Origin of the sequence: Cryobacterium algoritolerans (assembly GCF_004402785.1) — a bacterium.
GTDB classification, from domain to species: domain Bacteria; phylum Actinomycetota; class Actinomycetes; order Actinomycetales; family Microbacteriaceae; genus Cryobacterium; species Cryobacterium algoritolerans.
On record NZ_SOFP01000010.1, the window covers coordinates 102,625 to 115,317 of the forward strand.

The 12,693-nt window shown below is 70.8% G+C and carries 12 protein-coding genes; 4 read left to right on the forward strand and 8 right to left on the reverse strand.

All coding sequences use genetic code 11. The features are described 5' to 3' along the window. The first annotated feature begins 119 nt into the window (after positions 1-119). Entirely contained in the window at positions 120-512 is a 393-nt protein-coding gene (locus tag E3O19_RS02235; protein ID WP_134564988.1) for a PPOX class F420-dependent oxidoreductase, read from the forward strand. A gap of 33 nt (positions 513-545) precedes the next feature. Here the strand turns inward: E3O19_RS02235 and E3O19_RS17990 are convergent, their stop codons facing one another. Then, positions 546-1,691 carry a M23 family metallopeptidase gene (locus tag E3O19_RS17990; protein ID WP_194087908.1) on the reverse strand — a complete coding sequence of 382 codons (1,146 nt, stop codon included), beginning with the start codon at positions 1,689-1,691 and terminating at the stop codon, positions 546-548. Between the two features lie 157 nt (positions 1,692-1,848). Between E3O19_RS17990 and E3O19_RS17995 the strand changes: the two genes are divergently transcribed. Continuing rightward, complete coding sequence (locus E3O19_RS17995; RefSeq protein WP_194087909.1) at positions 1,849-2,064, forward strand: hypothetical protein; 216 nt, start codon at positions 1,849-1,851, stop codon at positions 2,062-2,064. A 791-nt stretch (positions 2,065-2,855) separates the two neighbouring features. Here the strand turns inward: E3O19_RS17995 and hutH are convergent. Then, positions 2,856-4,460, reverse strand: coding sequence for a histidine ammonia-lyase (gene hutH / locus E3O19_RS02245; protein WP_134564990.1), 1,605 nt, complete (start codon positions 4,458-4,460; stop codon positions 2,856-2,858). A gap of 89 nt (positions 4,461-4,549) precedes the next feature. On the opposite strand from hutH, the gene E3O19_RS02250 reads away from it, so the two are divergent. Next, positions 4,550-5,323 (forward strand): IclR family transcriptional regulator, encoded by a 774-nt coding sequence (locus E3O19_RS02250; protein ID WP_134564991.1) that lies wholly within the window; start codon positions 4,550-4,552, stop codon positions 5,321-5,323. Between the two features lie 12 nt (positions 5,324-5,335). On the opposite strand, the gene E3O19_RS02255 is transcribed toward E3O19_RS02250, so the two are convergent. The 3 genes from E3O19_RS02255 to E3O19_RS02265 all read right to left on the reverse strand — a co-directional run bounded on the left by E3O19_RS02255 (position 5,336) and on the right by E3O19_RS02265 (position 8,125). Further along, the gene (locus E3O19_RS02255) at positions 5,336-6,364 is read right to left on the reverse strand and encodes an alpha/beta hydrolase (protein WP_166804430.1); all 1,029 of its coding nucleotides are present in this window, start codon (positions 6,362-6,364) and stop codon (positions 5,336-5,338) included. A gap of 103 nt (positions 6,365-6,467) precedes the next feature. Further along, entirely contained in the window at positions 6,468-7,619 is a 1,152-nt protein-coding gene (locus E3O19_RS02260; RefSeq protein ID WP_166804431.1) for an FUSC family protein, read from the reverse strand. Further along, positions 7,616-8,125 carry a GNAT family N-acetyltransferase gene (locus E3O19_RS02265; protein WP_134564993.1) on the reverse strand — a complete coding sequence of 170 codons (510 nt, stop codon included), beginning with the start codon at positions 8,123-8,125 and terminating at the stop codon, positions 7,616-7,618. The genes E3O19_RS02260 and E3O19_RS02265 overlap by 4 nt, the downstream gene beginning before the upstream one ends. Before the next feature lie 264 nt (positions 8,126-8,389). On the opposite strand from E3O19_RS02265, the gene E3O19_RS02270 reads away from it, so the two are divergent. Next, positions 8,390-10,645: a DEAD/DEAH box helicase gene (locus E3O19_RS02270; protein ID WP_134564994.1), complete on the forward strand. Its 2,256-nt coding sequence runs from the start codon at positions 8,390-8,392 to the stop codon at positions 10,643-10,645. Between the two features lie 224 nt (positions 10,646-10,869). Here E3O19_RS02270 and E3O19_RS02280 read toward each other — a convergent pair whose 3' ends face one another. The 3 genes from E3O19_RS02280 to E3O19_RS02290 form a co-directional block, all read right to left on the reverse strand. Next, positions 10,870-11,376, reverse strand: coding sequence for a universal stress protein (locus E3O19_RS02280; protein ID WP_134564996.1), 507 nt, complete (start codon positions 11,374-11,376; stop codon positions 10,870-10,872). A gap of 116 nt (positions 11,377-11,492) precedes the next feature. Beyond that, positions 11,493-11,846, reverse strand: a complete 354-nt coding sequence (locus E3O19_RS02285) for a hotdog fold thioesterase (protein ID WP_241981144.1) — start codon at positions 11,844-11,846, stop codon at positions 11,493-11,495. 178 nt (positions 11,847-12,024) lie between these two features. Then, complete coding sequence (locus E3O19_RS02290) at positions 12,025-12,633, reverse strand: TetR/AcrR family transcriptional regulator (RefSeq protein ID WP_134564998.1); 609 nt, start codon at positions 12,631-12,633, stop codon at positions 12,025-12,027. Positions 12,634-12,693: the final 60 nt, after the last annotated feature.

Consider the following 12,693-nt stretch of genomic DNA (forward strand, 5'->3'; position numbering starts at 1 on the left):
ACTATGCCATCTAGTAAAACACGGATGTCATGTGTTGGCAATACTTGCGGGCGCCGTGAGGTGGTCGGAGAATGACTGCGTTCCGATCGCGGTCCCAGCCGCGGGCGGGATAATCGAGCATGTTGACTGACGCTCTGCTTGCCCTCGGGGCCGAGAAGTTTGTGCTGCTGACCACATTCCGTAAGACCGGTGACCCGGTCAAGACGCCGGTCTGGGTGGCGGTCGATGCGGATCGGTTGCTCGTGACGACGGCATCCTCGTCAGGCAAGGTCAAGCGGCTGCGGCATACCGCCCGGATCGAGCTCGTGGCGTGCAATGCACGCGGTGTGGTGACGGATGCCGCGGTCGCGGTCACGGCGCAGGCGGAGGTTCGCGCTGACGAGGCCACGATCGCCGCGCTCGAGACGGCGTTGCTGGGCAAGTACGGTCTGGCCTACCGGGCGATCCGCGGCGCTCGGAGGCTGAGCGGCTCCACGACGGAGTCGGTAGCCATCGTCATCACGCCCGCCTGAGCTGCACCGACCTCGGCCGGCCGGCGGGTCAGGTCAGTTTCCGAGGTTCACGCCGCGCTGGGCCAGGAACGGGACGGCGTCGACGGCGGTTCCGTCGATCCTGACCTCGAAGTGCAGGTGGCAGCCGGTCGAGGCACCGGTGCTGCCGACCCCGGCGATCACCTGGCCGGCGGCCACCGGTTCGCCCACCGTGACGAGGATCTCCCCGTCGGCGATGTGCGCGTAGCCGGTCTCGATGCCGTTGCCGTGACCGACCAGGATCCAGTTGCCGTAGGTGCCGAGCATGCCGGCGGCCTCGACGACGCCGTCGGTCGCCGCGTAGACGGCCGCATCGCAGCCGGCGCCGATGTCCGTGCCGCGGTGGAAGTCGCCGACCCCGGCAACCGGGTGCATGAGGCGCGGGCCGAACGAGTCGGTGATGCGCCCGGCGGCCGGCCTGGTCCAGCCCGTTTCGCTGAGGCGCCCGGAGTCTGCGACCGACGCAATGGCCGGGAGGGGTCGGAGCTCGCTCACCGCAGTGGCGGCGGGAGTCGATAGGGCGAGGTCGGCGAGAGCGGTGGATGCCGCGTCGACGTCGGCCTGCGCCGCCGCGACCGCCGCGAGGGCGTCCGCGACCGGGACCGCGGCCAGGACGGCCTGCGCCGCGGCATCCTGCGTCTGGAGCGCCTGCTCACGTTTGGTGTCCGCGGCGACCCGCGCGCGCACCTCGTCGAGGTTCGCTGTGAGCCTGGACAGGGTGTCGAGCGTGCCGAGCTGGAGCAGGAGGTCGCTGCCGGCATTCTCGTCGAACAGCACGTCGACCGTGGCGGTACCGGACTGCTGAATCAGGCCCCTGACGAGCATGGCAAGCGCTCGGCGGGATGCGTCGGCCGTAGTGCCGGCCTTGTCTCTCAGGGCGCGCACGAGGTCGGCCCGGCTGACGGCGGCCTCGTAGTCGGCCTGGGCCGAGGCGTAGGCGAGGTTCGCCTTGGCCAGGGCGGTCTGTGCCGTGCCCAGGCGGGACTGGGCGGCTGCGGCGGCGGCGGCGTGGCGGGCGGCGGCAGCGAAGGCGGCGGCGGAGGAGGCGGAGGAGGAGGAGGAGGAGGAGGAGGAGGAGGCTCGTTCAGTCGCGGCCCGGGCGGCCCGGGCGGCGCCGGAGGCCGCGACGGCCGCGGCTGCCTGTCGCGCGGTCGGCGACACGGTGGTTGCCGAGGGGCCGAAAACCTGCTTGGGTTCCGGCGCGACGACCGGCGGTGGGTCCGTCGCGTTCGGGGTGGGTGTCGCAGTGGGCGTGGGCGTGGGCGTGGGCGCAGGTGTCGGTGTGGGTGTGGATTCCGTTGTGGGTGTCGGTGTGGGTGTGGATTCCGTTGTGGGTGTCGGTGTCGGTGTGGGTGTCGCCGTCGGTGTGGTGGTGGGCGCGGCATCCGGCGTCGGCGTCGGCGTAGGCGTCGGTGTCGGCGTAGGCGTCGGTGTAGTGGTGGGCGTGGTGGGCGTTGGATCGGGCGCGGGGGCGGGCGTCGGTGTCGGCGTCGGCGTGGTCGTCGCGACGGGAGCCGGCGGGTCCGCCGGCTGAGGTTCGGCCAGTGGGGCCGGAACGGGTGCCGGAGTCGCTGCCTCCGTTGCCGCTGCCTGCGGGGCAGCGGTCGGTGCCACCGATTCCGCCGCGACCCCACCGGCGTCAGGCGCACTGCCGGTGGCCACCACGACCACGGGCTGCGCCTCATCGGCCTGCGCCGGCGTCGGTACCCCCACGATCGCGAGCGCGACGATCACAATCGAGGCAAGCGGGATCGCCAGTCGGCTGGCCGGATGAGTGTCCCCGGAACGACTGGTTCGACGAGCACTTCGTGGTGAGTTCATGAGCCTATGCAATCCACATTCGGGTGATGGACGGCCAGATGGAACGGGTCAACGTCCGGCCATCATTACACGTGCCGACAGGGGACACAAGCATCCGAATCGCCGACCTTGCGGTGCGAATACGAACGATCAGGGTGTGTCAGTCCACCGCGAAGGCACGGCGTCGGAACGAGGAGAACTCCGGGCCGGGCCTCCCGAGTGGATTCGGTGGCCAGCGGTACCGTCGACGCAATGGGTGGCGCCCGGGATGGCGGCCAACGGTCGGTCAGTGGGCAGGTGGTCGTGCAGTGGGCACGGCGGAGATCAGATTGGTGAGCTCGCCGTCCGCGATGGCGTTCCGAATCCTGACTGGGACCTGCCGAGGATCCACTTTCCGGCTCGCCCCGGTTCAGGGACTGGCGGAGACTCGGTTCTGGTGTCGTCCCCGGGGAACGCATCGGGAACAGCCCGGTAGCGGCCCGGGAATCGTCCGGGACAAGACCGGTTCCCGGCCCGCGCCCGGCCTCAGACGAGCGGACCGGCGACGGAAGCCGCGGCAGCCGTCACCGCGCCGGACGCCACCAGTTCCACGACCGCCTCGATCTCGGGGGAGAGGAACCGGTCGTGGCCCGGCCCGTCGGCCACGGTGCGTACCAGGTCGCGCACGGCGCCGGTCGCGGCACCCGGCAGCATCGGGGCACGAAGGTCGAGGGAGCGGGCGGCGGTCATGATCTCGATTGCGAGCACCCGCTGCAGGCCGTCGATCGAGTGGCGCAGCTTGCGAGCCGCGGCCCAGCCCATCGACACGTGGTCCTCCTGCATCGCCGACGACGGGATCGAGTCGACGGATGCCGGCACCGCCAGGCGCTTGAGCTCCGACACGATCCCGGCGGCGGTGTACTGCGCGATCATCAGCCCGGAGTCGACGCCGACCTCGTGCGCGAGGAACGGCGGCAACCCCTTGTTGCGGTTCGCGTCGAGGTGGCGGTCGGTGCGCCGTTCGCTCATGCTCGCGACGTCCGCCGCGGCGATCGCGAGGAAGTCGAGCACGTAGCCGACCGGGGCGCCGTGGAAGTTACCGTTGGACTGCACCCGGCCGTCGAGGGTGACGACGGGGTTGTCGACGGCGCTGGCCAGCTCCCGGCCGGCGATCAAAGCGGCGTGGTCGGCGGTGTCGCGGGCGGCGCCGTGCACCTGGGGGGAGCAGCGCAGCGAGTAGGCGTCCTGCACGGTCGGGTCCTCCGGCCCGGCGTGGCTGGCAAGCAGCGGGGAGCCCGCCAGCAGGGCGCGCAGGTTGCCCGCGCTCGCGGCCTGGCCCAGTTGGGGACGGAGGGCCTGCAGGTCGGCGGCGAAGGTCGCATCCGTGCCGAGGAGGGCCTCCACGCTCATCGCGGCGGCGATGTCGGCGGTGGTGAGCAGGCGGGTCAGGTCGGCGAGGGCGAGCACGAGCATGCCGAGCATGCCGTCGGTGCCATTGATCAGGGCGAGGCCCTCCTTCTCGGCGAGCACGACCGGGGTGATGCCGGCCGCGGCGAGGGCCTCTCCGCCGTCCATGATGGTGCCGGAGGCGTCGCGCACCCGGCCCTCGCCCATCACCGTGAGGGCGCAGTGGGCGAGCGGGGCCAGATCGCCGGAGCAGCCGAGCGAGCCGTATTCGTGTACGACCGGGGTGATCCCGGCGTTGAGCACGGCGGCGTAGGTCTCCGCGGTGACCGGGCGCACCCCCGTGCGCCCGGTCATCAACGTCGACAGGCGCAGCAGCATGAGCGCGCGCACCACCTCGCGTTCCACCTCAGGTCCGCTGCCGGCGGCGTGCGAGCGCACCAGGCTGGCCTGCAACTGGGCACGGCGGTCGCTGGTGATGAAGGTCGTCGCCAGGGCGCCGAACCCGGTGGAGATGCCATAATGCGGTTTGACGTCGCTGGCCAGGCCGTCGATGATCCGCCGGGTCGCGGCGACGCGGGTGAGTGCGTCCGGGTCGAGCACGACCGGGGCGTCCAGGCGGGCCACCGCGACCAGATCGGCGAAGGACACCGCTCCGTCGCCCACGGTGACGACCGCGGGGCTGACGGCTGCGGGGCTGACGGATGCGGGGCTGAAGGCTGCGGGGGCTGCGTGGCTCAGGGACATACTCCGATTGGACACCAGTGCGGGCCATGCCACCACTCGTTTAGACTGGCTGCTGTCCGGGATCCCGGACATGGAGAGAAAGTTGTCGCATGGCCGGCTCGAAGGTTCCGGCGGCGGAGGGCACGCTGCGCATCCTCTCCCACCTGGCGGGGCAGCGCGGTCCGGTGCCGGCTTCGGCGATAGCCACGGCGCTCGGCCTGCCGCGGTCGACCGTCTACGACCTCCTGGCCGTGCTCGCCGACCAGGGCTTCGTGCTCCACCTGCCGGAGGAGCGCCGCTACGGGCTGGGCGTCGCCGCCTTCGAGCTGAGTTCCGGCTTCTCCCGGCAGCAGCCGCTGTCCCACCTCGGCCGCCCGCTGATCGCCGCGCTCGTCGACCGGATCGGCGAGAGCGCGCACCTCGTCGTGCTGCACGGCCGGGACGTGGTCTACCTGATCGAGGAGCGGGCGCCGCGCCGGCCCTCGCTCGTGACGGATGTCGGCGTGCGCCTGCCCAGCCACCTCACCGCGAGCGGGCGCGCCCTTCTCGCGGCGCTGCCGAATGCCCAGCTGCGCGCGCTGTACCCCAACGCGGCGGCATTCGCCGCCCGCGACGGGCAGGGTCCCCGCACCTCCGGTGAGCTGCGCCGGCTGCTGGAGCGGGTGCGGGCCGACGGGTTCGCTCAGGAGGACGGCGAGATCACGGCGGGGATGGCATCCGTGGCCGTGGCGGTGCGGGACCATGCCGGCTGGCCGGCCGCCGGGATCGCGGTCACGTTCCCTCGTGAACGGATCGCCCAGGCGGAGTGGCCGGCTCTCGCCGCGGAACTGGCCGGCACCGCCGCGGAACTCTCCCGTCGCATCCGCGGTCGCCCGCCCGGCTGAACGCTCGCTCTCTCAGTGTCCGAGCGTCCCGTGCAGGAATGCGGCGACCCGGGCGCGCATGCCCTCGTCGAGGATGCCGATCGAATGCACTGTGCCGGGCACGACGACCAGCTCGTGCGCGATGGCGAGGCGTTCGAGGTTCGCGCTGAACCGGGTGGCCTGGGCGAGGGGGATGAACTCGTGGTCGGACTGGCCGATGAAGACGGGCGGGTCGGTGCGGTCGAGTCGGCGCGCCGGCGATGCGGCGACGGCCTGGGGGCAGTCGGCGAGCGACGAACAGCCGAGGTACCGGAGCACGAGGTTCGCCAGCCGCTCCGAGGCTCCGTCGGTGGCGAGGGCCTGGCCGGTCAGGTCCGTCGGCCCGGAGAGTTCGGCGACCGCGGCGACGCGTGACCCCTCGGTGAGCGGGCCGGTGCCGCGGGTGCCCAGGAGCATTGCGAGGTTCGCCCCGGCCGAACCGCCGAACGCGCCGATCCGGGCCGGGTCGATGCCGAACCGGGCCGCGTTGTCGGGCCGACGGATCCATTCCACGGCCGTGGCGAGGTCGTCGATCGCGGCGGGGAACACCGAGGCGGGCGCGAGGCCGTAATCGACCGAGTACGCGACGAACCCTTCTGAGGCGAGCCATTCGCAGACGCCGCGCCAGTCGTCGTTGGCCTTGTCCCCGCGCACCCAGCTGCCGCCGTGGATGGACACCACCGCGGGCAGCGCCGCGGCGCCGGGTGTGCCGGGGGTCGATCCTGCCGGGGAGCACACGTCGAGGGCGAGCGGGGTGCCGTCGGCCTCGGTCGTGTAGACGACGTCGGCCGTGACCGTCACGCCCGCCGGCTTGGCGAACGTGCGGATGCCGAGCATCGACGCGCTGGGCGCTCCGACGGCGGTGCCCTTCGACGCGGCGATGGTCGCGTCGGGGACCGTCGTGCCCGACTGCAACCCGGCCAGGCCGGCGGTGCCGACGAGGGCGACGGCGAAGACGGTCAGGACCGTGAGCAGGCGGGCGCGCCGGGTGCCGAATCGGGTGTGGGGAAGGAGGGTTTTCACGAGTGCTCCGAAGTGCGGGGGTATCCCTTGAGAGTAGATCGTCTTCCACCGGGCGGCGAATCCCGTTCGGGGGTGACGGGCGGCGCCCCCGTGCGCCCGCCGTTCAGGATGAGGACGGCGGGCGCACCGGTGGTTCTGCCGGGGCATCGAAAGGTTCTTCGGGGCCTTCGAGGCGCGGGCGGAGGGCGGCCAGGATGCGCTTGACGTCCATGGCGATGGAGGAGGCTACCGCCATCGACGTGATCGGGGCGGTGTCCCTGCGCTCGTCGAGTTCGGCCATCAGAGCCTCGACGGCGGCATCCGCCTCGGTGATCGCCGCCTGTTCGGACTCGTCCGGGTCCCACTCCTTCAGCGCTGCGGCGACGGCGGCCAGGGCGGCGCTGACGCGGGGCCGAAGTTCCGGGTGGAGCTCGAGGGGAACGGGTGTTCCCCAGACGGCGCCGGCCAGGACGTCGGTCAGATCGCGCACATGGAAGGTGACGGTCTCGAAGGCGGACAGGTCGTCGTAGTCCGCCGAAAGGTTTCGGCGGTGAAAGCGGGCCCGGGGATTGCCCTTGCGGCTGTCGTCCGCGTTCAGCAGCGCGACCCGCACCTCGCGGCCGAGCTTCACGAGCGCCAGGTTTCGCGTGGACCAGTCGCTGTGCTCGGGCGGCCAGTCCTCGGTCAGCGCCTGGGAGATCTCGGTGAGATGATCGGCCAGGGTCGTGCGGAACCGCGTCAGCTGCCGGCCGACAGCGTCCAAGGCCAGCGGCGGCAGCACCAGGAGGTTGACGGCGAGGCCGATCACGATCCCGAGGCTCATCTGCTCGAGGTACCCGATCGAGTAACCGTCCGCGTTCGGGCCGCCGATGATCAGCACGAACAGAGCCGTCACCGGGATGTACTCCCGGTTCGGGCCGAACCAGCCGGTGGCCGCGATCACGGCGCCGATGCCGACTGCGAGCGAGATCGTGAACACGTTGGGCTGGCTGAGGACGAGCACCGCGGCTGCGAGGAGGATGCCGGCCGCCAGCCCGCCCAGGGTCTGCAGGGCGTTCCTGACCGAGCTCATCAGCGTGGGGTACATGCTCACGAGCGCGCCCAGTGGCGCGTAGTAGGGGTACTCGTCGGCGACACCCGGCAGGAGCGGCGCCACCGACCAGGCGATCGCCACGGCGACTGCGGCCTTCAGCGCCTGGACAAACTTGAGATTGGTGGCGGTAGTGCCCAACCAGGAAATGGCGGTGCGCGCCGGGCGTGCGGCTGACCTGGTCACCGGGGGCCCGCCCCGCGGTCCGGATCGGCTGCGTGGCGGCCGGAGAGGGTGAGGTCTTTCGCGAAGCAGACGCTGAACTCCTCACCCACGTACTGTCCGAACGGGGCGATCTCCCGGTAGCCGCACTGCCGGTAGAACGCCAGGGCGGCGTCGCTCTGCGGTCCGGTCTCCAGCACGACCCGACGGATGCCGGCGGCCAGGGCATCCGCTTCGGCCCGGGCGAGCAGGCGGCCGGCGACGCCGCGGCCGCGCGCGTCAGGGAGCACGAACATCCGCTTCAGCTCGGCGGTGCCGTCGCACTGGCTCACGAGCGCGGCGATGCCCAGCGCCAGGCCGGATGCGTCCCGCGCCGCGTAGAAGGTCACGCCGGGCAGTTCGAGCTCGTCGACGCCGAGCAGGAAGTTGCTTTCGGGCGGGTAGAGGGACTGCGCGTACTCGGCGCTCTGGCGGAGCAGGGCGGCGATCCCGGGCTGCCTCGGCGACTCGATCGCGATGGTCGTCAGCATGGAATCAGACTAGACGGAGAAAGCCCTCCGTGACTTAAGAGCATCGATCGGGTAGCGTAGGTAAGTCGGCTCTTGACACCGCGCAATTTTTACGTGTGCGCGGATGGGTTTGTAAGTCAGGATGGGCCGGTTTCCCAGTAATCCGCTGGTGAAAAATCACTGTATGTGAACGGCCCCGGCCATAGACTGCCCGGGTTCTCAGGTTGCGTCGCGCATGTGCGTCGTCGTTCTGCCATGTACTCAACACAACCCAGGAATTTTTCCATGCCCAATAGCAAGAATCCGGCCGCCGGCCGTTCGAACAAGAATTACGATCCCAAGTACTCCGCCAAGGGTGGACCGTCCAAGGGCGGCCCCGCACGCGGCGGTAACGCCCCGGGCAGCAAGAGCCCCGGCCACCGCGGTCACCACGACGACGCCGTGGCGCCGAAGAAGGCCCGCTGGAACGCCGGAGAGCGTGCGGACCGCGCCGCCGGCCGCCCGACCAACGACCGTCCGGCCTACGGCCAGCGCTCGGAGCGTCCCGCGTACGGCGACCGCCCGAACCGTACGGACCGTCCGGCGTACAACACCGACCGTCCTCGTACGGACCGTCCGGCGTACAACACCGACCGTCCGTCGTACAACGGCGCCTCGCGCACGGACCGCCCGACGCACAGCCACACCGAGCGTCCGTCCTACAACGACCGCGCCCGCACGGACCGCCCGGCGTACAACAACGACCGCCCGTCGTATGGTGACCGTTCCGCTCGTACCGAGCGTCCGTCTTACGGTGACCGCGCTCCGCGCACGGATCGCCCGGCGTACAACAACGACCGCCCGTCGTATGGTGACCGTTCCGCTCGTACCGAGCGTCCGTCCTACGGTGACCGCGCTCCGCGCACGGATCGCCCGGCGTACAACAACGACCGCCCGTCGTATGGTGACCGTTCCGCTCGCACCGAGCGTCCGTCTTACGGCGATCGCGCTCCGCGCACGGATCGTCCCGCCTACAACAACGACCGCCCGTCGTATGGTGACCGTTCCGCTCGCACCGAGCGTCCGTCCTACGGTGACCGCGCTCCGCGCACGGATCGTCCCGCCTACAACAACGACCGCCCGTCGTACGGTGACCGTCCGGCCCGCTCGAACTCCGACCGCCCCTCCTACGGCGACCGTCCGGCCCGCACCGAGCGTCCCTCCTACGGGGACCGCCCCGAGCGCTCGCACTCCGACCGCCCGAACCGTTCGCACGACGACGGCGGCCACTCCAGCAACTTCTACCCGAGCCGCGACACCAAGGCGCACTTCGCCGCCGGTGACGACGTGGTTCTGGAACGCCTCGAAGCCATCGCGACCACGGCTGCTGAAGTCGTCGGCGTGACCTTCGGCGATCTGGGCCTCGGCGAGAACATCGTCCGCGAGCTCGCCACCCTCGGCGCCGCTACCCCGTTCCCGATCCAGGCCGCGACCATCCCGGATGTGCTCGCCGGCCGCGACGTGCTCGGCCGCGGCAAGACCGGTTCCGGCAAGACCATCGCCTTCGGTGCTCCCCTCGTGGAGAAGCTGCTCGAGAACAACGGCGCCAAGGACCGCAAGATGGCCCGCAAGCCCCGCGCGCTCATCCTGGCTCCGACCCGTGAGCTGGCCCTGCAGATCGACCGAACCATCCAGCCCATCGCCCGCAGCGTCGGCCTCTTCACCACCCAGATCTACGGCGGCGTTCCGCAGTACCGCCAGGTCAGCGCCCTGCAGCGCGGTGTGGACATCATCATCGGCACCGCCGGCCGCATCGAAGACCTCATCGAGCAGGGTCGCCTCGACCTGTCCGAGGTTGTCGTCACCGTCCTCGACGAGGCCGACTACATGTGCGACCTGGGCTTCCTCGAGCCGGTTCAGCGCATCCTGCGCCTGACCAAGAAGGGCGGCCAGAAGCTGCTTTTCTCGGCCACCCTGGACAAGGGCGTCGCCCAGCTGGTCAAGGAATTCCTGACCAACCCGGCCGTGCACGAGGTTGCCGGTGAAGACCAGGCCTCCTCCACGATCGACCACCGCGTGCTCATGATCGAACACCGTGACAAGAGCGCCATCATCGGCCAGCTCGTCGACCGCCAGGGCAAGACGCTGATCTTCTCCCGCACCCGTGCCTACGCCGAGCAGCTCGCCGAGCAGCTCGAAGACGCCGGCGTGAAGGCGACCAGCCTGCACGGCGACCTGAACCAGGCCCGCCGCACCCGCAACCTGCAGATGCTGACCAGCGGACGCGTCAACGTGCTGGTCGCCACGGATGTCGCGGCCCGCGGCATCCACGTGGACGACATCGACCTGGTCATCCAGGCTGACGCTCCCGACGAGTACAAGACCTACCTGCACCGCTCCGGTCGTACCGGCCGTGCCGGCAAGTCCGGTACCGTCGTCACGCTCATCCCGAAGCAGCGTCGCCGCCGCATGGACGAGCTGCTGGGCCGCGCCGAGATCGAGGCCAGCTTCACCACGGCAGCCCCGGGCGACTCCGCGGTTCGCGACCTCGCGGGCATCTAACCCGCGGCAAACGCAGGACAAAACAGAGGCAGTCACCGGGACGGTGACTGCCTCTGTTTTGTGTTGTGCCGAGCCGGGGAACGTCAGCGCCTGGCTCGCAGCGCCTGGCCACCAGTGCCCGGCCACCAGTGCCCGGGAGCGTCAGTGCTGGGGGAGCGTCAGTGCCCGGGAGCGTCAGTGCTGGGGGAGCGTCAGTGCCCGGGAGCGTCAGTGCTGGGGGAGCGTCAGTGCCCGGGCCGGGGTCGGGCGACCAGCACGGGGCACTCGGCGAGGCGCACGCACTGGTCGCTCACCGAACCGAGAAGTAGTCCGGTCAGGCCGCCGCGGCCCCTGGAGCCCACCACGAGCATCCGCGCCTCCCGGGAGACGTCGATCAGGCTCCGCGCGGCACTGGCGTGCACCGCGAGGTAGTCGACGGCGACGGCCGGGACGGCGGCGACGGCGGCGTGGACATCCTGGACCAGGGCCGCGCGCACCGCGGTGGCATATTCGGGGAACGAGGAGACGTAACCGAACTCCCAGTCCGCCGGCCGGGGCGCGGTCTCAATCGACCAGGCGCGCACGATGACGACGGGGGAGTGCAGTTGATCGGCCAGCTCGAGGGCAGTGGTCAGCGCATGGTCCGCTCCGCTCGAGCCGTCGTGGCCCACCACGATGCTGCCCGCCGGTGCCGGTGCCACGGCGTGATCCGGTTGGGGGGCCGCCGGGGGAATGGTGCCTTCGGTGCTCATTGCTGACTCTCCGAACTGGTGCGCGGGTGCGGCAGAATGCGTGCTCTTCACCCCACCCTAGCCACCTTGGTCCCTCCGGTGGGGCCGAGTGGAGGTCTCCGGCTCCTTGCGGCTCGCTAACGCTCCGGTGCGTCGATGATCAGGTTGGTGATGCGCGCCGTGCAGAGCCTGCGGCCCTGGTCGTCGCTGATGACGATCTCATGCGACGCGATCGTGCGGCCCAGCCGGATGGCCGTGGCCACCCCGGTCACGATGCCCTCCCGCGCCGCGAGGTGGTGGGTCGCGTTGATGTCGAGGCCGACGGCGCTTCTGCCCGGCCCGGCGTGGATCACGGCGGCCCAGGAGCCGAGCGCCTCGGCGAAGGCGACGGATGCCCCGCCGTGCAGCAGCCCGAATGACTGCCGGTTGCCCTCCACCGGCATCGTCGCCACAACACGTTCAGCCGACTGCTCGATGATGGTCACGCCCATCTTCAGGTCGAGTTCGCCGAGGGTGATCTTCCAGCTGTCGTTCACGATTCCAACTTTCTGCGGCGCGAGGCGCGAGGCGTACGAGCGTTGAGTTGCGGGCATAGCACCTCGCCCGCGCGCGGGAGGGTGCTGTGCCCGCAACTCAGCCCCCTTCGGTGGTCGGCTCGACCGTGGCACGCTATTCCTGAGCAGACACGCGCAGGCCGTCGAGTGCCACGGCAAGCACGTCGTTGGCGAGCTGGGCGGCATCCTCGGGGCCCTCCGGGCGGTACCACTCGGCGATCGAGTTGACCATGCCGAAGAGCAGCCGGGTGACGACCCGCGGGTCGATGTCGCCGCGGAGCGAACCCTCGTCGCGCGCTTCGGTGACGAGCGCCGTGACGGCCCGGTCGAAGGCGCGCCGCCGGGACAGGGCCGAGCGTTCGACATCCGTGTTGCCGCGCACCCGCAGGAGCAGGGTCACGTACGGCAGCCGGTCGGTGAGCACCCGCACCGCTCCGCGCAGCACCCGGGCGAGGCGGTCGATCGCGGGGCCGACCTCGTCTTTCTCCTCCGTGAGCACGCCCTCGAGTCCATCGAGGGCCTCGGCGAGGGCGAGTTCGAGCAGCTCATCCTTCGACGTGAAGTGGTGGTAGATCGCCGACTTGGACAGGGCGAGCCGCGTCGCGAGTACGCCCATCGAGGTGGCGTCGTAGCCGAACTCGATGAACGCCGCCACCGCTACCTCGAGGATGGCGCGCTGATCGTAGCCGGGACGACCCCGCCGGGTCAGAGCTTGTTCAGACATTACGGAGAAGTCTCTCACGTGCATTCCTGTCGAATTCGACGGAGATTTTCGTGTTTCGGC

What these genes read in the sequence shown, in the direction of transcription:
- E3O19_RS02235 (WP_134564988.1), top strand. Translation starts at nt 120, where the DNA reads ATGTTGACTGACGCTCTGCTTGCCCTCGGGGCCGAGAAGTTTGTGCTG.
- hutH (WP_134564990.1), bottom strand. Translation starts at nt 4,460, where the DNA reads ATGTCCCTGAGCCACGCAGCCCCCGCAGCCTTCAGCCCCGCATCCGTC.
- E3O19_RS02250 (WP_134564991.1), top strand. Translation starts at nt 4,550, where the DNA reads ATGGCCGGCTCGAAGGTTCCGGCGGCGGAGGGCACGCTGCGCATCCTC.
- E3O19_RS02265 (WP_134564993.1), bottom strand. Translation starts at nt 8,125, where the DNA reads ATGCTGACGACCATCGCGATCGAGTCGCCGAGGCAGCCCGGGATCGCC.
- E3O19_RS02270 (WP_134564994.1), top strand. Translation starts at nt 8,390, where the DNA reads ATGCCCAATAGCAAGAATCCGGCCGCCGGCCGTTCGAACAAGAATTAC.
- E3O19_RS02280 (WP_134564996.1), bottom strand. Translation starts at nt 11,376, where the DNA reads ATGAGCACCGAAGGCACCATTCCCCCGGCGGCCCCCCAACCGGATCAC.
- E3O19_RS02285 (WP_241981144.1), bottom strand. Translation starts at nt 11,846, where the DNA reads ATGGGCGTGACCATCATCGAGCAGTCGGCTGAACGTGTTGTGGCGACG.
- E3O19_RS02290 (WP_134564998.1), bottom strand. Translation starts at nt 12,633, where the DNA reads ATGTCTGAACAAGCTCTGACCCGGCGGGGTCGTCCCGGCTACGATCAG.